22 protein-coding genes and 2 tRNA genes are annotated in these 19,095 nt (G+C 64.6%); 17 read left to right on the plus strand and 7 right to left on the minus strand.

Annotation, left to right across the window (positions count from 1 at the left end; all coding sequences use genetic code 11):
• Positions 1-36: 36 nt before the first annotated feature.
• Positions 37-465 carry an acyl-CoA thioesterase gene (locus MSTE_RS07710; protein ID WP_162291591.1) on the plus strand — a complete coding sequence of 143 codons (429 nt, stop codon included), beginning with the start codon at positions 37-39 and terminating at the stop codon, positions 463-465.
• Positions 462-1,109, plus strand: a complete 648-nt coding sequence (locus tag MSTE_RS07715; protein WP_096500209.1) for a hypothetical protein — start codon at positions 462-464, stop codon at positions 1,107-1,109. The genes MSTE_RS07710 and MSTE_RS07715 overlap by 4 nt, the downstream gene beginning before the upstream one ends.
• On the opposite strand, the gene MSTE_RS07720 is transcribed toward MSTE_RS07715, so the two are convergent.
• Both MSTE_RS07720 and MSTE_RS07725 read right to left on the minus strand, forming a co-directional pair.
• Positions 1,106-2,695 carry a glycoside hydrolase family 13 protein gene (locus tag MSTE_RS07720; RefSeq protein ID WP_096500211.1) on the minus strand — a complete coding sequence of 530 codons (1,590 nt, stop codon included), beginning with the start codon at positions 2,693-2,695 and terminating at the stop codon, positions 1,106-1,108. The genes MSTE_RS07715 and MSTE_RS07720 overlap by 4 nt on opposite strands.
• Before the next feature lie 52 nt (positions 2,696-2,747).
• A complete protein-coding gene (locus MSTE_RS07725; RefSeq protein WP_057968502.1) occupies positions 2,748-3,155 on the minus strand; it encodes a globin in 408 nt (135 codons plus the stop codon).
• A gap of 237 nt (positions 3,156-3,392) precedes the next feature.
• Here MSTE_RS07725 and MSTE_RS07730 point away from each other — a divergent pair, with 237 nt between their 5' ends.
• The 4 genes from MSTE_RS07730 (at position 3,393) to MSTE_RS07745 (ending at position 5,683) form a co-directional block, all read left to right on the plus strand.
• Positions 3,393-3,944 carry an HNH endonuclease gene (locus tag MSTE_RS07730; protein ID WP_096505599.1) on the plus strand — a complete coding sequence of 184 codons (552 nt, stop codon included), beginning with the start codon at positions 3,393-3,395 and terminating at the stop codon, positions 3,942-3,944.
• Positions 3,945-3,975: 31 nt separating this feature from the next.
• A complete protein-coding gene (gene ctaJ, locus MSTE_RS07735) occupies positions 3,976-4,242 on the plus strand; it encodes an aa3-type cytochrome oxidase subunit CtaJ (protein ID WP_096500213.1) in 267 nt (88 codons plus the stop codon).
• On the plus strand, positions 4,229-4,696 hold the full coding sequence (locus tag MSTE_RS07740) for a DUF5130 domain-containing protein (RefSeq protein ID WP_078322324.1): 468 nt from the start codon (positions 4,229-4,231) through the stop codon (positions 4,694-4,696). Before ctaJ ends, MSTE_RS07740 begins: the two co-directional genes overlap by 14 nt.
• A gap of 117 nt (positions 4,697-4,813) precedes the next feature.
• The gene (locus tag MSTE_RS07745; protein ID WP_096500217.1) at positions 4,814-5,683 is read left to right on the plus strand and encodes an endonuclease domain-containing protein; all 870 of its coding nucleotides are present in this window, start codon (positions 4,814-4,816) and stop codon (positions 5,681-5,683) included.
• Positions 5,684-5,729: 46 nt separating this feature from the next.
• On the opposite strand, the gene pepN is transcribed toward MSTE_RS07745, so the two are convergent.
• The gene (pepN, locus tag MSTE_RS07750; RefSeq protein ID WP_096500219.1) at positions 5,730-8,291 is read right to left on the minus strand and encodes an aminopeptidase N; all 2,562 of its coding nucleotides are present in this window, start codon (positions 8,289-8,291) and stop codon (positions 5,730-5,732) included.
• A gap of 103 nt (positions 8,292-8,394) precedes the next feature.
• On the opposite strand from pepN, the gene MSTE_RS07755 reads away from it, so the two are divergent.
• Positions 8,395-9,012: a mycothiol-dependent nitroreductase Rv2466c family protein gene (locus MSTE_RS07755; protein ID WP_096500221.1), complete on the plus strand. Its 618-nt coding sequence runs from the start codon at positions 8,395-8,397 to the stop codon at positions 9,010-9,012.
• Here MSTE_RS07755 and MSTE_RS07760 read toward each other — a convergent pair.
• Entirely contained in the window at positions 9,009-9,965 is a 957-nt protein-coding gene (locus MSTE_RS07760; RefSeq protein ID WP_030095095.1) for a M48 family metallopeptidase, read from the minus strand. The two genes, MSTE_RS07755 and MSTE_RS07760, sit on opposite strands and share 4 nt — an antisense overlap.
• Before the next feature lie 47 nt (positions 9,966-10,012).
• On the opposite strand from MSTE_RS07760, the gene MSTE_RS07765 reads away from it, so the two are divergent.
• From MSTE_RS07765 to MSTE_RS07775, 3 genes are all read left to right on the plus strand, one after another.
• A complete protein-coding gene (locus MSTE_RS07765) occupies positions 10,013-10,492 on the plus strand; it encodes a ribose-5-phosphate isomerase (protein WP_096500223.1) in 480 nt (159 codons plus the stop codon).
• A gap of 6 nt (positions 10,493-10,498) precedes the next feature.
• On the plus strand, positions 10,499-11,296 hold the full coding sequence (locus MSTE_RS07770) for an Fpg/Nei family DNA glycosylase (protein ID WP_096500225.1): 798 nt from the start codon (positions 10,499-10,501) through the stop codon (positions 11,294-11,296).
• A gap of 78 nt (positions 11,297-11,374) precedes the next feature.
• Positions 11,375-12,037, plus strand: a complete 663-nt coding sequence (locus tag MSTE_RS07775; protein WP_030095098.1) for a TetR/AcrR family transcriptional regulator — start codon at positions 11,375-11,377, stop codon at positions 12,035-12,037.
• 6 nt (positions 12,038-12,043) lie between these two features.
• Here the strand turns inward: MSTE_RS07775 and MSTE_RS07780 are convergent, their stop codons facing one another.
• Positions 12,044-12,904 (minus strand): hypothetical protein, encoded by an 861-nt coding sequence (locus tag MSTE_RS07780; protein ID WP_096500227.1) that lies wholly within the window; start codon positions 12,902-12,904, stop codon positions 12,044-12,046.
• A gap of 21 nt (positions 12,905-12,925) precedes the next feature.
• Positions 12,926-12,999: transfer RNA gene (locus MSTE_RS07785), tRNA-Gly, on the minus strand.
• 130 nt (positions 13,000-13,129) lie between these two features.
• On the opposite strand from MSTE_RS07785, the gene MSTE_RS07790 reads away from it, so the two are divergent.
• The 7 genes from MSTE_RS07790 to MSTE_RS07820 all read left to right on the plus strand — a co-directional run bounded on the left by MSTE_RS07790 (position 13,130) and on the right by MSTE_RS07820 (position 18,815).
• Positions 13,130-13,203, plus strand: a tRNA-Pro gene (locus tag MSTE_RS07790).
• A gap of 66 nt (positions 13,204-13,269) precedes the next feature.
• On the plus strand, positions 13,270-14,727 hold the full coding sequence (gene tig, locus MSTE_RS07795; protein WP_096500229.1) for a trigger factor: 1,458 nt from the start codon (positions 13,270-13,272) through the stop codon (positions 14,725-14,727).
• A 131-nt stretch (positions 14,728-14,858) separates the two neighbouring features.
• Positions 14,859-15,452, plus strand: a complete 594-nt coding sequence (locus tag MSTE_RS07800; protein WP_096500231.1) for an ATP-dependent Clp protease proteolytic subunit — start codon at positions 14,859-14,861, stop codon at positions 15,450-15,452.
• Positions 15,449-16,102: an ATP-dependent Clp protease proteolytic subunit gene (locus MSTE_RS07805; protein WP_046253161.1), complete on the plus strand. Its 654-nt coding sequence runs from the start codon at positions 15,449-15,451 to the stop codon at positions 16,100-16,102. Before MSTE_RS07800 ends, MSTE_RS07805 begins: the two co-directional genes overlap by 4 nt.
• A gap of 242 nt (positions 16,103-16,344) precedes the next feature.
• On the plus strand, positions 16,345-17,625 hold the full coding sequence (clpX, locus tag MSTE_RS07810) for an ATP-dependent Clp protease ATP-binding subunit ClpX (protein ID WP_096500233.1): 1,281 nt from the start codon (positions 16,345-16,347) through the stop codon (positions 17,623-17,625).
• 18 nt (positions 17,626-17,643) lie between these two features.
• Entirely contained in the window at positions 17,644-18,255 is a 612-nt protein-coding gene (locus MSTE_RS07815) for a maleylpyruvate isomerase family mycothiol-dependent enzyme (protein ID WP_162291592.1), read from the plus strand.
• Between the two features lie 20 nt (positions 18,256-18,275).
• Complete coding sequence (locus MSTE_RS07820) at positions 18,276-18,815, plus strand: GNAT family N-acetyltransferase (RefSeq protein ID WP_096500237.1); 540 nt, start codon at positions 18,276-18,278, stop codon at positions 18,813-18,815.
• A 48-nt stretch (positions 18,816-18,863) separates the two neighbouring features.
• Here MSTE_RS07820 and MSTE_RS07825 read toward each other — a convergent pair whose 3' ends face one another.
• Complete coding sequence (locus MSTE_RS07825) at positions 18,864-19,094, minus strand: hypothetical protein (RefSeq protein WP_064408324.1); 231 nt, start codon at positions 19,092-19,094, stop codon at positions 18,864-18,866.
• Position 19,095 lies beyond the last annotated feature (1 nt).

Raw genomic sequence — 19,095 nt, forward strand, 5'->3', positions numbered from 1 at the left:
GGTGCGATGAGCGTTAGCGAAGAGCAGCAGACACCGATGAGCGTTGGCGAGAAGCCGGGCTATGTCGCCGCGGTGCCGGTCCGCTGGTCCGACATCGACATGTACCAGCACGTGAACCACGCGACGATGGTGACGATCCTGGAAGAGGCGCGAGTGCCCTTCCTGCGTGACGTTTTTGGCGCCGAGATCACCACCACGGGCCTGCTTATCGCCGATGTCCACGTGAAATACAAGGGTCAGGTGCGGCTCGCCGACTCGCCGCTGCAGGTGACCATGTGGGTCTCGAAGATCAGGGCGGTGGACTTCACGATCAACTATGAGGTGCGGTCGGTGAACGCGGCGCCGGATTCCAAACCCGCGGTGATCGCGGACACCCAGCTGGTGACCTTTCACCTGGACAGCCAAACCCTGTTGCGCCTCAACGACACCCATCGCGAGTACCTGCAACGCTGGTCGCGACCGTGACGGAGGCCCCGCTGCGGGTGCCCGACGCCTTCGACCGCAAGGACCTCACGACGTTTCTCACCCGCGTCGCACGGCTGGACGAGACGGCAGTGGTGCGGCTGCGTCTTCGAGACGACGGCAGGATAGTCGTCTGGACAGCAACGCAATTCGATGTGTTGGCCTGCCGCGCGGTGCGCGGTGAGCTGAGTACGCCCGATATCTCCGCCGCTGTCGACGAAGTGCTGCGCGGCCTGCAGGCCACGGATGCTGACGGTTACGTGCACACGGGATTCCCGATGGACTCGGCGTGGCGAGGTGCGCTGCCCTCCGATACCGGCTTCGAGTATCTCGACGATATCCCGGCGCGGACGGTGCTCGAACTGGCACAGCGTGGGGGAGAGCTGGCACGCGAACACGGCAGTGCCCACGGCCCGCCGGTGTCGCTGTTGGATCAGTCCGTCGTCACAGTCGATGGATCCGACAGTCGACCGGTTGACGTGCCGATGCGATGCGTGTTTGCGCTGGCCGCAATGGGATTCGTGCCCACCAACCCCGCTGAGGATGAACCGGTGCGAGTGCGGGCCGTACCTGCATGGTTACGGCTGGATGCCCGCTTCGGGTCGGTGTATCGACGCCGGACCGATCTGTCGCTATCGGTCCGCTAAACGATCCAGGCCGCGGTGTTGCGCGGCAGCTTGCCGTTGACGAGCGGACCGCTGGTCAGGATGACCTCGCCCGCAGGCAAATCCACCAAGTCACTGCTGACATTCAGAGCGCAGGTCAGCCCGCCGCCCTTGACGCGGAACGCCAGCGCGCCCGGCGGGCTGCCGTACCACTCCAAGCTGGTGCCGTTGAATTCGTCTCGGGTCTTGCGTAATTCGATGGCACGCCGATACAGCGACAACGTGGAATCAGCCTGTTCCAACTGACGTTCGACGGTGAACTCGGCCCAGCCGTGGGGCATCGGCAGCCAGGTCTGATCGTTGGTTGAGAAGCCGTACGGGGGATCGGTGCCCTCCCAGGGGATCGGTACCCGGCAGCCGTCACGACCCCGTTCAGTGTGGCCAGAGCGTTCCCATACCGGGTCCTGCAGGGCCTCGTCGGGTAGATCCACATTCGGCAGACCTAGTTCGGAACCGTTGTAGATGAACACAGTTCCGGGCAGCGCGAGCATCACCAGGGCCACGGCGCGGGCCCGCCACTGGCCGATCTGGCCGTCGCCGTAGCGCGTCACCTCGCGCTCCACGTCATGGTTGGACAACGTCCAGGTAGGTGTCGCCCCTACGGAATCCACTGCAGCGAGCGAGTTTTCGATGGCGGCGCGGATCTTGTCGGCGTCGAAATCGGCCTCTACCAGCTTGAAGTTGAATCCGAGATGCAGCTCATCGGGCCTGACGTACTCGGCGAAACGGGTGTTGTCGTTGACCCAGATCTCGCCGACGGCAACCACATCGCGGTACTGGTCGAGCACCTTGCGGATCTTTCGGTGGTACTCGTGCACACCCTCGTTGTTGAAACGTGGGTCCTCATCGGCGATATGCAGCATCGAGGTCTCGGTGTCCTCGATATCGGGGAGGCCCGGCGGCTTGGCCATGCCATGGGCGACATCGAGCCGGAAGCCGTCAATGCCACGGTCCAGCCAGAACCGCAGGGTCTCGGCGAAGTCGTCGAACACCTCCGGGTTGTCCCAGTTGACATCTGGCTGCTCCGGGGCGAACAAATGCAGGTACCACTGGCCGGGCGTGCCATCGGGCTCGGTCACCCGGGTCCAGGCCGGACCGCCGAACACCGAGGGCCAATTGTTAGGCGGCAGTTCGCCGTTGACGCCCTTACCGTCGCGGAAGATGTAACGCGAGCGAGCCTCACTGCCGGGCTCGGCGGCGAGGGCCTCGATGAACCAGCGATGCTCGGAGCTGGTGTGGTTGGGCACCAGGTCCATGATGACCTTGATGTTGTGGCGGTGGGCGGAGGCGATGAGCCGGTGCATCGCGATCGATCCGCCGAACAACGGGTCGATCTCCCGAGGATTCGACACGTCGTAGCCGTGGTCGGCCATCGGAGATTTGGTAACGGGATTTAGCCAGATCCCTTGGATGCCGAGCAAATCAAGGTAGCCGAGTTTTGCTGATATGCCATCGAGATCACCAACGCCATCGCCGTCGCTGTCGCCGAACGACCGTGGGTAGATCTGATAGAAGACGGCTCGCGACCACCAGGGGTCGTCATATTGGCCCAAGTAGGCGGCGGTCACGGTTGATCATTCTGCACCACGACGGCTCTGGCTTCGAATCGCGATCGACGTGTCAGAAGGGCGAGTTGACCATCGACTGCGCCGCCATCTCCAGGTAGCTCCACAGCTGGGTGCGATGGTCGTCGTCCAGGGTGTTCCGGTCGATGGAATCGACAGCGGTCCGCATGCAGCGCAGCCACGCATCACGCTCGATGGGGCCGATCCGATACGGCGCGTGACGCATCCGCAGCCGGGGATGTCCGCGCTGGTCGGAGTAGGTGCGCGGGCCGCCCCAGTACTGTTCCAGAAACATCCGGAGGCGATCCTCGGCGCCGGTGAGGTCTTCCTCCGGATACAGGGGCCGCAGCACCTCATCGTCAGCGACAAGCTCGTAAAAACGGGCCACTATCGCATGGAAAGTGGCGGCGCCACCGACGGCGTCGTAGAAGTTTTCGGGGGTGGGGGCTGCCACGTCGTCCATTGTGCCGGTACACACTTCGGCAGATCAGCCGGGTTGGTTACGCGATGTTCATTGGATTGACCTGCGAACACGGCGCAAATTGTCGTGCGAAGACCGCGGAATCGTGGTGCACTGGTTGTAATGGTGCAACACAAGAAGAGCCGCGGGCACCGGCATAACAGTGCCAGCGCTGGGCCGACCCAGAACGGGTCGGCCCGAATACTGCACAGTGTCCCAGGGACGAGGGTCCCCGGGGCCATCCCCCCACAGCACTCCAACGACGCCGGTTCCCTATGGGGCCGGCGTCGTGTGTTATTGCTGAACTCCACATATGAGCCGCTCACAGCGCTGCCGATGCGCCGTGCGGTGATCATGCTGCTGTGCGGTAAGGCGGATGTGGTGCACGACGACCCGGGCGCTCCCGTGATCCATTCGGCCACCACATCGGTGGCGGTGCCCTCGGTGATCAGACTCAGGGCCTTCGTGCGGGTGCCCTACCGGGCACGGGTTCCGATGACGCGGGCCGCGCTGATGCATCGCGACCGGTTCCGGTGCGCGTACTGCGGCGGCCGGGCCGACACCATCGACCACGTCATCCCGCGCAGCAAGGGCGGCGCGCACTCCTGGGAGAACTGCGTGGCCTGCTGTTCGTCTTGCAACCACCGCAAGGCGGACCGGCTGCTGGCGGACTTGGGCTGGGCATTGCACACCACACCGATGCCGCCCAAGGGCCAACATTGGCGGCTGCTGTCGTCGGTCAAGGAACTCGACCCGGCATGGGTGCGATATCTAGGGGAGGGCGCGGCGTGACTTCCAGGCGCGGTCGGCTACGGTTTGCATCGTGAGCTTTCTCAACAGCCCCACATACATCGGGATGCCGGTCTGGGTAGCCCTGATCACGCCGGTCTTCTTTGTGCTCGTCGGACTCTGGACGATGCGTAAGAAGGGTCCGCACCCCGCGACCTTCAACATGAACGACGGCTGGACGCACGCCCCGATCCTGTGGGCCGCAGTCGACGAAAACGTTGGTGATGCGCATGGGCATGGCCACGGTCATGGGCACGCAGGCACCGAAGCGATTGGAGGGTCCGCAAGTGGCAAGTGGTGAAGTCACCAAGACTGCTCCTGCCGATCTGCCGCGCGGCTGGGCCGAGACCATCAGCGGACGCCTCTCCGGGGTTACCGAGCCGGGCGCGCTGTCGGTCGAGTACCCGTTCCCCAACTACGAGCTGGCGACACTCGACGATGCGCTGACCTATGGGTCACGTCAGTCGAAGGCGCGATTCTCCGTGTACATCGGCGATCTGGGATCGGACACCGCCGCCGGAGCCCGGGACGTGTTCCTCAAGGTGCCGACGCCGGATGAGGCCGTGCTGATCGCGGTGTCGCCCAACCAGCATGTCGTGGAGGTCGTCTACGGCGAGGGACTCAAGGGGCGCGGTGCCGAGTCGGCCGCCGACCTGGGAGTCGCTGCCGCTGTGGCGTCGTTCAAGGAAGGCAACCTGCTCGACGGGATCATCAGCGCGGTGCGCGTGATGAGCGCCGCCATTTCGCGCCCCTGATCCCCACTCTCTTTGCCTTTGCGCCGAGCGCATACCGCACGCATGCGAAGCATCTGAAATCGCTGCGTCTGGTATGCGCTCGATGCGTTTGTCGGTGGCCCGTCGCATGATTCGGCGATGGGGAACGGGGTAATCCTTGGGAGCGAGGCGATTCGCGCGGGGTCGGTGACCCGGCATGAGCTGTCTACGAAGTACGTGGCCAGGCACAAGGACGTCTACATTCCGCGGGACATCGCGATAACGCCGACGATCCGCGCGGAGGCGGCATGGCTGCGATCGCGCAGGCAGGGAGTGCTTGCAGGGTTCTCTGCGGCAGCACTGCACGGGGCGCAATGGGTTGACCCATCTCGACCGGCGGAGATCGTTGACGACCACAACCGGCGTCGCGAGCCAGGGGTGGTGACTCTTCGATGCGCCCTCCAGGACGACGAGGTGTGTGTAATCGGCGGTATGCGGACCACGACTGCGGCTCGCACCGCACTTGATCTCACCTGTCGCTATCCGCAGGGCGTCGCAGTGGCCGCACTTGACTCTCTTGCGCGCGCTACGCAACTCGCACGGTCAGACGTCGTTGAACTCGCGTCGCGACACCCGGGCATGCGTGGCATTCGTCGGGCGCATGCAGCGCTTGATCTGGTGGATGCCGGTGCGCAGTCACCCAAGGAGACCTGGCTGCGGCTGCTGCTGATACGGGCCGGGTTGCCGCGCCCTGCCACGCAGGTCGTGGTGCACAACGGCGACTTCGTTGCCCTCGCATACATCGACCTGGGGTGGGAGGACCTCATGGTCGGCGTCGAATACGACGGAGACCAGCACCGCAGCGACCGTCGGCAGTACCTCAAAGACATCAAGCGGCTGGAGATGCTCGAGGGCATGGGCTGGCTGATCGTCAGGGTGGTCGCAGAAGACCACCCCGACGACATCATCCGGCGAGTACACCAAGCGCTGGCTCGCCGAGCGCATACCGCAGGCAGACAAATCGCGTGAAAGGCCTGCGCCAGGTATGCACTCGGCGTTTAAGCGAGAGAACGGGCTACTGGGAGTCGAACTCGCGGGCGCGCAGTGACCTGACGATGCCCGCGCGCCCCTCGGAGACCAGACGACGCAGCGCCGACGGGATCTCCTTGGCCAAGAAGCCATCTGCTGACTCCACCGCACGCTGCGAGATATCCCACGACGGGTACAGGCCGATCACCACGGTCTGCGCCACTTCGCTGGAACGCCGTGCCCACACATTCTCGATGACATCGAAGTAGCGACCCGCGAACGGCGCCAGCAGCTCGGCCTGTCCGGGCTGCACGATTCCCGCGATCACCGAACGCGCGGTGATGTTCGGCAGCGTGTCATCTTCGATGACCTGCTTCCACGCCGCCTCTTTCACCTCGGCGACCGGCCTGGCCGCGCGGGCCTGGGCGGCCTGACGCTTGCCTGCGGCCGTCGGGTCGCGCTCCAGCTCCGCATCGATGAACACCGACGCGTCCGGCTCCAGTGCTCCGGAGGCCGCCAGCGCGTTCACGATTCGCCACCGCAGGTCGGTGTCCACCGTCAGGCCGGGCAGATCCAGCGAGGCCGGATCGGAGTCCAGTAGCGCCTGCAGCACGACGGTATGTCCCGCCGACAACACCGAGTTGGTGAAGGCATTCACAAATGCCAGCTGATGATCCGAGCCCGCCTCGGCGGCGCGTGCCAGCTCCAGCAGGCGATCGGCGAACGCCGGCCAGCCATGCTCGCGCGCCCACTCGGGCTCCACATACGAACTCAACGCCGTCTGCGCCTGCAACAGCAGACGCTGCGCCACACCGACTTCCGACTCGGCGTGCACGCCCGAAGACACCAGTGCCACGAAGTCGCGTGCCCGCAGCTCGGCCTCACGGGTCATCTCCCACGCCGCCGACCACGCCAGCGTGCGCGGCAGCGGTTCGGCGATATCGGCTACCCGCGAGAGCACGGTCTGAAGCGACTCGTCGTCCAGTCGCAGTGAGCAGTAGGTCAGATCGTCGTCGTTGACGATGATCAGCTTCCCTCGGGAAACACCAACCAGCCCGGGCACATCCGTAGACGATCCCGCGACATCCAACTCAAGCCGGTGGGTGCGCACCAGCTTGCCGTCCACGTCGTCGTAGATCCCGACGGCCAGGCGGTGCACCCGCGTCTCGCCGGCGCCCGGGGCGGCCCCGGACTGCTTGACGGCAAACCGGGTGAACTTGCCGTCCGCGTCCACCTCGAAGTCAGGGGAGAGCGTGTTCAGTCCGGTGGTCTTGAGCCACTGCGTGCCCCAGTCCGACAGATCGCGTCCCGAGGCCTCCTCCAGCGCGCCCAGCAGATCGTCGAACGTCGCATTGCCGAAAGCGTGCGCCTTAAAGTACGCGCGCAGACCAGATAGGAAGTTCTCCAAACCGACGTACGCCACAAGCTGTTTGAGCACGCTGGCGCCCTTGGCGTAGGTGATGCCGTCGAAGTTCACCTCCACCGCGGCCAGGTCGGGGATGTCGGCGGCCACCGGATGAGTCGACGGCAGCTGATCCTGGCGGTACGCCCACGACTTCTCGACATTGGCGAACGTCGTCCATGCCTCGGTGTACTCGGTGGCCTCCGCCTGGCACAGCACCGAAGCGAAGGTCGCGAAGGACTCGTTGAGCCACAGGTCATCCCACCAACGCATGGTGACCAGGTCGCCGAACCACATGTGTGCCATCTCGTGCAGCACTGTCTCGGCACGTCGCTCATAGGAGTACTTGGTGACCTTGGAGCGGAAGACATAGTCCTCCAGGAAGGTCACCGCACCGGCGTTCTCCATGGCGCCCGCGTTGAACTCGGGCACGAACAGCTGGTCGTACTTGCCGAACGCGTACGGAGTGCCAAAGTTCTTGTGGTAGAAGCCGAATCCCTGCTTGGTTTCGGTGAAAAGCCGGTCGGCGTCCATGAACTCCGACAGCGAAGCGCGGCAGTAGATGCCCAGGTCGATGGTGCCGTGGTCGTCGGAGTACACGTCGTTCCACCGCGCGTACGGCCCGGCGATCAGCGCGACCAGGTAGGTGCTCATCTTGGCGGTGGTCGCGAAGGTGTGCACGCCGTCGGCAACCGATAGCGGCGCACCGTTGGAGATCACCTGCCAATGCGCCGGGGCGGTCACCGTGACGTCGAAGGCAGCCTTGAGGTCGGGCTGGTCGAAGCACGCGAACATGCGCTTGGCATCGGCGGTTTCGAACTGTGAGTACAGGTACACCTCGTCGTCCACCGGGTCCACGAAGCGGTGCAGACCCTCACCGGTGTGCGAGTACTCGAGATCGGCCTCGACCACCACGGTGTTCGTGGCGGCCAGCCCGGCCAGTGTGATGCCGTTCTCCTCGTCGTACTCACTGACGTCTAGTTCGACGCCGTTGAGCTCGGCGCGGCGCACCGTGCGGGCCGCGATATCGATAACCGTTGAGGCCCCCGGCTGCGCGGTAAAGGTGACGGTGGTCGACGAGTGGAAGGTTTCTTCGCTCGGACCGCCGTTACCGTCGGTGAGGTCGAGGGTTATCGCGTAATGCTCGACGTCGATCGCAGCGGCGCGGGCCGCGGCCTGGTCACGGGTGAGGTTGGGGAGTGCCACGTACCCAACGTAGCCGGTAGACGCGTCGGGAACACGGCGGCGGGAACGTGAGTTGGGACAAACTGGAGCTAACCCTGCCCGACTCACATCCGAAAGGCGCGCAATGTCTGCAGACAAGAAGGATCTCGCCGAGTTCTGGTTCGACCCGCTATGTCCGTGGTGCTGGATCACCTCGCGGTGGATCCTGGAGGTCCAGAAGGTTCGCGATATCGACGTGAAGTTCCGGGTGATGAGTCTGGCCGTCCTCAACGAGGGCCGCGAGGACTTGCCGGAGCGCTACCAGGAACTCATGAAGACGGCCTGGGGGCCGGTGCGGGTTGCTATCGCCGCCGAGCAGGCCAAGGGCCCGGAGATCCTTGAGCCGCTGTACACCGCGCTGGGCACCCGGATCCACAACCAGGACAACAAGGACCTCCCGGTGGTCATCGCGGAGTCCCTGGCCGAGGTGGGCCTGCCCGCCGAGCTGGCCGATGCGGCCGAGTCGACCGAGTACGACGCGGCGCTACGCGAGAGCCATCACGCCGGCATGGACAAGGTGGGGCCGGACGTGGGCACTCCGACGATCCACGTCAATGGTGTGGCCTTCTTCGGCCCGGTGATCTCCAAGATCCCGCGTGGTGAAGAGGCGGGGAAGCTCTGGGATGCGTCGGTGATCTTTGCCTCGTACCCGCAGTTCTTCGAACTCAAGCGCACCCGCACCGAGCCGCCGACGTTCGACTAGTAGCGCGGCGGCGGATTGTCGAAGGTGTACGCCTGCTGATGCGGCAGGTAGCCGTGCGGTATCGGCGGCGGTGCGGGCGGTAGCAGCGGCGGCACCGGAGGAATCGGAGTCGGCGGCAGCAGCTTGGGTCGGAAGAACAACGACCCGGCCTGCTGCCGATTCCGCAGCGCCGCTGCGCGCCAGGTGTGCACGGGGTGGCTGGAGAGCATGTTGACCAGCCAGACGAAGAACCCCGTCTCCAGGGTCGCGCGGTTGGCCAGCGTGTCGAACTCGACCCGCTTGAGCAGGTATTTACCGGCCGCCATGACGCCGATAGCTCCCTGAATTCCGGTGGGGCGCATGGCGTATCCGTGGTTGTCGGCGGTGTATTCCATGGATCGCGACAGCGAGGTACCCAGGAACGGGACGAAGTTCATCGCGGTCTGGGCGAACTGTCGCCAATAGGAGGCGTGCCCGGCGGCGATATGGCCGACCTCGTGGCCGATGATGAAGGCCAGAGCCTCTGGATCGCGCGCCTCGCCGCCGATCTCGAACAGGTCGCTGTAGACGACGACGAACCGTCGGAAGCCATGACCGCTGGCGAAGGCGTTGATCTGGCCGTTGCCCAGCACGACGTAGGCATCGGGCAGCTCCTGCAGACCGAAGCGTTGCGCCGCCTCGACGACCAGCGCGTACCCCTCGGGGAACTGTGTCGGCGACATCTTCACGCCGTTCACCCGCTGCTGCCCGTAGAGAATGCCTCGACCCAGGTACAAGGTCAGGGGGGTGGCGGCCAGCGCGACGATGATGATGTTCAGATCGGCGTTCTCGGGGTCGGCGAGATACCCGACGATGCTGAAAATCGCTCCGATGTAGAGCAGCACTGTGAACAGGATCACGACGACGAGCAACCCGATCTCCCACGGATGTCGACGTGGCGGATAGGTGTACTGGGGCAGTCCGACCGGGTACATGCGCGCCACGGTAACCGACCGCAGGGCAACCTGACACAATCAGCGGCATGCGCGTCTATGTCGGAGCCGATCACGCCGGATACGAGTTGAAGCAGAAGATCATCGAGCATCTTCGTGGCCGCGGCCACGAGCCGGTGGACTGCGGTGCCTTTGAGCTGGACCCGCAGGACGACTACCCGGCGTTCTGCATCGATGCGGCCCGGCGCACCGTCGCCGACCCGGGCAGCCTCGGCATCGTGCTGGGCGGTTCGGGTAACGGTGAGCAGATCGCCGCCAATAAGGTCCCCGGCGCCCGCTGTGCGCTGGCATGGAGCCTGGAGACGGCGGTGCTGGCCCGCGAGCACAACAACGCCCAACTGATCGGCATCGGCGGACGCATGCACACCGTGCCCGAGGCACTGGCCATCGTCGATGCGTTCCTTGCGGCCACGTGGTCGGAGGAGCCGCGGCACCAGCGCCGCATCGACATCCTGGCCGAGTACGAGACCACCCACCAAGCGCCGCCGGTACCGGGTGCCGACGCGTAAACGCCTGTGCCGGAGGGGCATACCCTGCACCGGCTGGCGCGGTTGCATCAGCGCCGGTTCGCCGGTTCGGCGGTGGCTGTCAGTAGTCCGCAGGGTCGATTCACCGAGGGTGCGGCCGCGGTCAACGGACGCACCTTGGTGAAGGCCCATGCCTGGGGCAAGCATCTGTTCCACGATTACGGCCCCGCCGGTGTGGTGCATGTGCACCTGGGGCTGTACGGCACGTTCACCGAGCTGCCGGTGCCGATGGGTCTGCCGGTGGGGCAGGTGCGGATGCGCATCGAGGGCGCGCAGTTCGGTACCGATCTCCGGGGTGCGACGGCATGCGAGCTCATCGACGCACCGCAGGTCGACGCCATCCTGGCGCGCCTGGGCCCCGATCCGCTACGTCCCCGATCCGACCCGTCATCCGCCTTCGAGCGGATCACTAAGTCGCACAGGCCAATCGGTGCACTGCTGATGGACCAGAAGATCATCGCCGGTGTCGGTAATGTGTACCGCAGCGAGGTGCTGTTCCGTCAGCGGATCGACCCGTACCGGCAGGGCAGTCACCTGCAATCCGAGGAACTCGCCGCGTTGTGGGATGACCTTGTGGACCGCATGCGTGTCGGGCTGCGCGTTGGAAAGATCGTTGTCGTCGACCCCGAATACGACCATGGCGAGCCGTCGTACGCGCCGGACCGTCCGCGCACCTATGTGTATCGGCGCGCGGGTGCGCCATGCCGGGTGTGTGGCACGCCGATCCTTACCGCGGAGATGGACGCGCGAAACCTGTTCTGGTGTCCCTCATGTCAAATTGGGTGATGTCAACCGCGGTGACGTGTCGAGTTGTAAGCTGCACTGAGTGGGACCGCGAGTACCAATAACCCGAAAGGGGAGCTCATGACGCGACCGGGTGCGCCATTGGGAAAGCTCATGGCACGCGCGGTGCGCGGACTGGGTTCGCACCCTGAACCCGACGATATCGAGATCCGGTTACTGGACGCCGCCATTGAAGTACTGGCCGAGCGAGGCACGCAGACGGCCACTATCGACGAGGTCGCGCGGCGGGCGAAAGTGGGCCGCGCCACAGTATTTCGACGATTCTCCAGCAAGGATCAATTGTTCGAGCGTGCCCTTGCTCAAGAAATGCAGAAGTTCCTGGACGAGCTGCAGGAACGCGCGGGCGGTTTCGACGATATCGGCGAGCGAGTCGCCGAGGGGTTCGCGGTATGCATTGAGGTTGTGAATCATCCTCTCCTGCGCGGTGATTCACTCGTCGCCAGGATGACGGCCATAGAAGCGATCACTCAGGGTGACCCTGCTCCCATCGAGCTGGCGCGGAACTATCTCGCCGCCCAGATCGACCAGATGCGGGCGGAGGGGCGAATTCCGCCGGGCGATTCCAGGCGGCAGGTCGACGTCTTGATTCATCTGGTGTTGGGATACATGGCCTCGCCCGCGACAACGATCGACCTCGGCAACACCGAAGAGGTGCGTGCGCTGGCGCGCGAGACATTCGCGCCGATCCTGCTCGCGCCCAATGTGCCCGTCAACGCGCAGTAGCGCGCTCTAGAAGTCTCCGAAGTCCCCGCCGAAGTCGCCGCCGCCACCATCCCAACCACCACCGCTGTCCCAGCCGCCGCTGCCGCCGCCTTGGTCCCAGCCTCCGCCGCTTTGATCCCAGCCGCCTTGATCGGCTCCACCCGAACCCTGATCCCAACCGGCTTGGTTTGCGCCGCCGTCGTTGCCGGCGTTCAGCCCCGCGTCATATCCGTCCGAATAGCCTTGGCCGAAACCGCTTTCGAAACCGGACGCGCCATACCCGACGCCGTGCATGCCAGAGAAGAGCGAGTTGAACAGCAGCGCCGAACCCACGCCCCAGGCGCCGGCGATAAGAGCGGGCTTCCACCATGGCTCGGAGTACCACCCCGCGGGCACCGGACGTCCGGCGACGGTGCCACCCGGGTAGTAGTTGGGAGTGCGGCCCGACGGCTCCGGGGAAGCCTCGATCTCGCGTCCCTCGAAGTTGATCCGCCGATCCTCACTGACGGACCCGGCCTTGCTCTGCCCGGCGGTCGAGGGAAGTTCCGGTCCGGGATCCATGCCCATGGCCAGGCGAGCCGCCCGCACGTAGTACAGCCCCTCGATGGCGCTTTCCTTGGCCAGCGTTGCCTGCGCGGGGGTCCGGGCCTGCTCGATGGCCGAGGACGCGGCGGTGTAGCGCTCGGAAGCATCGGCGAGTGCCTGCCGGGACGCGTCATCGTTCCCGCTCAGTCCCAGCACCTGACCGCCGAGGCGTTCGGTGAGGCGGCGGGCGTCGGCCTTGGCGTCCTCGAGTTGGTCGCCACGGCGGCGACTCGATCCCTGTGTGTAGATGATCGCGCCGCCGACGATCACGCCGAGGAGAAGCAGGCCCAGGATGATTTCCATGGCACCTACGGTACTGATGTGTGGAGCGGGTGACGGGAATCGAACCCGCGTAGCTAGTTTGGAAGACTAGGGCTCTACCATTGAGCTACACCCGCATGCTTGCGAGGTTGTCCCGCACGCGTTGACGAATGTACAGCGCCGGGGCGGATCAAATCCAATTCATACCGTTGCATGTTGAGGCCGTAAGATCGCTTCGTCTTGCCGGAAGTATGGACGCAGGTCCGACGGGGTGTAGCGCAGCTTGGTAGCGCATCCGCTTTGGGAGCGGAGGGTCGCAGGTTCAAATCCTGTCACCCCGACAGCACGACAGCACGAAGAACCGCAGGTCACGATGATCTGCCGCGAACCATAAAGGAGCACTGCACGTGAAGAGCACCGTCGAAAAGCTGAGCCCGACCCGGGTTCGCATCAACGTCGAGGTTCCCTTCGCAGAGCTCGAACCAGATTTCTCAAAGGCATACAAGGAGCTCGCCCAGCAGGTCCGTCTGCCCGGTTTCCGCCCCGGCAAGGCCCCCGCGAAGCTGCTCGAGGCCCGCGTCGGCCGCGCCGCGGTGCTGGAGCAGGTCGTCAACTCCGCGCTCCCGGGCCGGTACAGCGAGGCCGTCACCGCATCCGACGTCAAGCCGCTCGGACAGCCGGAGATCGAGGTCACCAAGATCGAGGACGGCCAGGAGCTGACCTTCACCGCCGAGGTGGATGTGCGTCCCGAGATCGAGCTGCCCGACCTGAGCACCGTCGCGGTCACGGTCGAGCCCGTCACCGTCGAGGACACTGAGGTCGAGGCCGAGCTGGAAGCGCTGCGTGCGCGGTTCGGAACCCTCAAGGGTGTCGAGCGTGCCGCCGAGAACGGCGACTTCGTCTCGATCGACCTGTCGGCCACCGTGGACGGCAAGGAGGTCGAGGAGGCCTCGACCACCGGCCTGTCTCACGAGATCGGGTCCGGGCAGCTGATCGACGGTCTCGACGAGGCCATCATCGGCCTGAAGTCCGGCGAGGAGAAGGTGTTCACCACCAAGCTGGCCGCCGGTGAATTCGCCGGACAGGATGCCGAGGTCACCGTCAAGGTCGGCTCCGTCAAGGAGCGCGAGCTTCCCGCCGCTGACGACGATTTCGCCCAGCTGGCAAGCGAATTCGACACCATCGCCGAGCTCAAGGACAGCCTCACCGAGCAGGTCAAGGGTCGCAAGCGCATCGCGCAGGCCGACGAGATCCGTAACGAGACCATCACCGTGTTGCTCGACCAGATCGAGATCCCGGTGCCCGAGAAGATCCTCGAAGAGCAGATCGGCAACAGCCTGCACGAGGCCGTCCACGGTCTGGACCACAACGAGGAGCGCCTCAACGAGCTGCTCGAAGAGCAGGGCACCTCGCGTGAAGAGTTCGACAAGGACATGCGCGAGTCCGCCACCAAGTCGATCAAGACCGAGCTGCTGCTCGACGTGATCGCCGACAAGTTCGACATCAACGTCGACCAGCAGGACCTCACCGAGCGTCTGGTGCTGATGTCGCGTCAGTACGGCATCGAACCCCAGCAGCTGATCCAGTACCTGACCCAGCAACAGCAGCTGCCCGGCCTGTACGTCGACGTGCGCCGCGGTAAGGCCATCGCCGAGGTCATCCGGCAGGCCAAGGTGACCGACTCCACCGGTGCGAACGTGGACGTCGACGCCGTGCTGGGACCGCGTCGCGGTGGGGCCGAGGAGGCCGACGCCGAGACAGCCGCCGAAGAGACCGCGGACAAGGCCAAGAAGAAGGCCAAGGACGAGGACAAGTCCGAGAAGTCCGAGAAGAAAGCCAAGAAGAAGGACAAGGACGCCGACTAGTCCGAGTCACGCTCTGAGCGAACTCGCCCGTGGTGGGGAGTGCGTAGTCGCCGATGTTGGTTAATGTCGGCAGTACATGAAAAGCAGGCTCCCGACGGGGCTAGACGAAGGCAGGTTGCACAGTGACTGAAATGCGTTCGGCGACAGCCGGGCTCAACCTCATCGACTCGGTGTATGAGCGCCTGCTCTCCGAGCGCATCATTTTCCTGGGCCAGCAGGTGGACGACGACATCGCCAACAAGCTGTGCGCGCAGATTCTGCTGCTGACGGCCGAGGACCCCACCAAGGACATCCACCTGTACATCAACTCTCCGGGTGGGTCGATCAGCGCCGGCATGGCGATCTTCGACACCATGGAGCTCTCGGAGTGCGATATCGCGACCTACGCGATGGGTATGGCCGCATCCATGGGTGAGTTCCTGCTGGCCGCCGGCACCAAGGGCAAGCGCCACGCCTTGCCGCACGCCCGCATCCTGATGCACCAGCCCCTCGGTGGTGTGACCGGAAGCGCCTCGGATATCGCCATTCAGGCCGAGCAGTTCCAGGTCATCAAGAAGGAAATGTTCCGGCTCAACGCCGAGTTCACCGGCAAGAGCATCGAGCAGATCGAACAGGACTCCGACCGCGACCGCTGGTTCACCGCCCCGGAGGCACTCGAATACGGGTTCGTGGACAAGATCATCACCCGCGGCGATCTCAACGGCAGCAAGGGAGCCTCCAAGTGATCTCGAAGCACCTCAACCCGGAACTGGCTCCGCAGGCCCGCTACATCCTGCCCTCGTTCATCGAGCACTCGAGCTTCGGTGTCAAGGAGTCGAACCCCTACAACAAGCTGTTCGAGGAGCGCATCATCTTCCTCGGCGTGCAGGTGGACGACGCCTCGGCCAACGACATCATGGCCCAGCTGCTGGTGCTGGAGTCGCTGGATCCCGACCGTGAGATCACCATGTACATCAACTCACCGGGTGGTTCTTTCACCTCGTTGATGGCGATCTACGACACCATGCAGTACGTCCGCTCCGACATCCGCACAGTGGTGCTGGGCCAGGCCGCCTCGGCCGCCGCGGTGCTGCTCGCCGCCGGTACTCCCGGCAAGCGGATGGCTCTGCCGAACGCGCGTGTCCTCATCCATCAGCCCGCGCTGTCCGGTGTGATCCAGGGTCAGTTCACCGACCTGGAGATCCAGGCCAAGGAGATCGAGCGCATGCGGGTGCTGCAGGAGACGACCCTATCTCGGCACACCGGCAAGGACGCGGAGATCATCCGCAAGGACACCGACCGCGACAAGATCTTCACGGCCGAGGAGGCCAAGGAGTACGGGATCATCGACGTCGTCCTGGAGTACCGCAAGCTCTCCGCGCAGGCAGCTTCGTAGCTGCCTGCCGGCGGGCTCGGATAACAGTTGCAACACACCGGTGTCCGGTGCGCGTCATCGGGGGCTTCGGTCGGTGCGAGGCGATATGTTCTCCAGCACGGCAGGGTGTAAATGCCGTCGGTGCTATTCGGTTTATCGGTCGCGGGGTGTCCGGTATAGCGGGTAGCGTCGGGACCAACAGGTCAGAGGACGTGCTGACACCACGATCCACCACCATGTGACAGGAAGTAGGACTGGCCACCATGGCACGTATCGGAGACGGCGGCGACCTGCTGAAATGCTCGTTCTGCGGAAAGAGCCAGAAGCAGGTCAAGAAGCTCATCGCCGGCCCCGGCGTGTACATCTGCGATGAATGCATCGACCTCTGCAACGAGATCATCGAAGAGGAACTGGCCGACGCCGACGACGTCAAGCTCGATGAGCTGCCCAAGCCCGCGGAGATCCGTGAGTTCCTGGAGAATTACGTCATCGGCCAGGACAACGCGAAGAAGACGCTGGCTGTCGCCGTCTACAACCACTACAAGCGCATTCAGGCCGGCGATAAGGCCCGCGACGCCCGTGGTGAGACCGTTGAGCTGGCCAAATCCAATATCTTGATGCTGGGCCCCACCGGCTGCGGCAAGACCTACCTGGCCCAGACGCTGGCCAAGATGCTCAACGTGCCGTTCGCCATCGCCGACGCCACCGCCCTCACCGAGGCCGGATACGTGGGTGAGGATGTGGAGAACATTCTCCTCAAGCTGATTCAGGCGGCCGACTACGACGTGAAGCGTGCCGAGACCGGCATCATCTACATCGACGAGGTCGACAAGATCGCCCGCAAGAGCGAGAACCCGTCGATCACCCGCGACGTCTCCGGCGAGGGCGTGCAGCAGGCGTTGCTGAAGATCCTGGAAGGCACGCAGGCTTCGGTGCCCCCGCAGGGCGGCCGTAAGCACCCGCATCAGGAGTTCATCCAGATCGACACCACCAACGTGTTGTTCATCGTCGCCGGCGCCTTCGCGGGCCTGGAGAAGATCGTGTCGGATCGTGTCGGCAAGCGTGGCCTGGGCTTTGGTGCCGAGGTCAAGTCGAAGGCCGATATCGACACCACCGACCACTTCGCCGAGGTCATGCCCGAGGATCTGATCAAGTTCGGGCTGATCCCCGAGTTCATCGGCCGTCTACCGATTGTCGCCTCGGTGACGAACCTGGACCGCGAATCGCTCATCACGATCCTGTCCGAGCCGAAGAACGCGTTGGTGAAGCAGTACACCCGCCTCTTCGACATGGACGGCGTCGAGCTGGAATTCAGCCAGGACGCACTGGAAGCCATCGCCGATCAGGCGATCCACCGTGGCACCGGCGCTCGCGGTCTGCGCGCCATCATGGAAGAAGTGCTGCAGCCGGTGATGTACGACATCCCCAGCCGCGACGATGTCGCCAAGGTTGTCGTGACCGGGGAGACCGTCATCGACAACGTGCTGCCGACGATCGTGCCGCGCAAGCCCTCACGTGCTGAACGGCGCGATAAGTCCGCGTAGCTCGCCGTGCTGAGCGCCATGGAGTTGGCGCGGGCCGAGCGTATCGACCTCGCCGATTTCCTGGCGGGTTTGACCCCCCAACAGTGGGATGCGCCGTCATTGTGTACCAAGTGGCGGGTGCGCGATGTTGTGACTCACATGATCGGGTACGAGGACCTCAATCGGGCAGAGTTCTGCTCGCGGGTGGCTAAGGCGGGTTTCAACCCGAACAAGGCCAACGCGAATCGTGTCGCCGAACTGGCCGGGCGGACCCCCGAGCAGCTGCTGGAGATGGTTCGTGCGGCGGAAGCACCGGGAGTGTTGACATCGGGGTTCGGTGGCCGGATTGCCTTGCTGGACGGCATAGTCCATCAGCAGGACATCCGTCGCCCACTCGGGCTCCCGCGCGACATTCCGGGGGAGCGGATGCGCGTCGCCCTGGATTTCGCGCGCTGGGCACCCCCGATACGGGGCGCGTTGCGCGCCCGTGGTGTGCGGCTCGTGGCTACCGACCTCGACTGGTCACGCGGCAGCGGGCCCGAGGTGACCGGCCCTGCCGAGGCGCTGTTGATGGCGATGGCCGCACGACCCTGCGCGCTTGGAGATCTCGAGGGCCCGGGTAAATCGACCCTGGCGCAACATATTTCGTAAAGCCTCGTAAGCTGGTAGTGATGTCCACCGAGTTCATGAGCCAGCCGACGCTAGAGGGACCAACGCTCACCCTGCGTCCATTGGCAGACGACGACCTTGAGCCGCTGTATCGCGCCGCCAGCGATCCGCTCATTTGGGCGCAACACCCGAGCTCGGACCGTCACCAGCGGCCGGTCTTCGAGAAATGGTTTGTGGAGGCCCTCGCAGCAAAATCGCTCGTCATCATCGATCACTCCACCGGGGAGATGATCGGCTCTTCCCGCTTCTACGAGTGGGACGCAGACAAGCGCGAGGTCGCGATCGGGTACACGTTCATCACCCGCGAGTACTGGGGCGGCACGGTGAACGCTGAGCTCAAGACGCTCATGTTGGACTACGCGTTCATCAACGCCGACCTGGTGTGGTTCCACGTGGCTGCAGACAATCTGCGGTCGCAGAAGGCGCTCGCCAAGATCGGTGCCCGCGAGCACCACCGCCAGAAACGGGAAATCAACGGCGCGCTGGAGGATTACGTGTACTTCACCATTACCGCCGCCGACTGGCGAGACGCCTCCGACTGAGCGCGACGTCCGCTGCGAAGCGGAACGTCGCGCCCAGTCGAGGACCGATCAGTGCGTAGCCGGATCCTCGTCGACGTCCACTGCGTCCCGAGACTGATCCTGCTCGGCGCGCTTGGCCGCCTCGCGCATCTCGAAGGCGTCAGTGGCGATCTCGCCGATCTGCCGGGTGACGTCAACCACCGCGTTGGTGATGATCTTGGCGATCTCACCGACGTGCTCGGCGGTTGACGACACGACTTCTTGCGCCAGGTCCTTGTTGCGTTCGAACTTGCTCACCACG

The organism is [Mycobacterium] stephanolepidis (genome assembly GCF_002356335.1).
Lineage (GTDB): Bacteria > Actinomycetota > Actinomycetes > Mycobacteriales > Mycobacteriaceae > Mycobacterium > Mycobacterium stephanolepidis.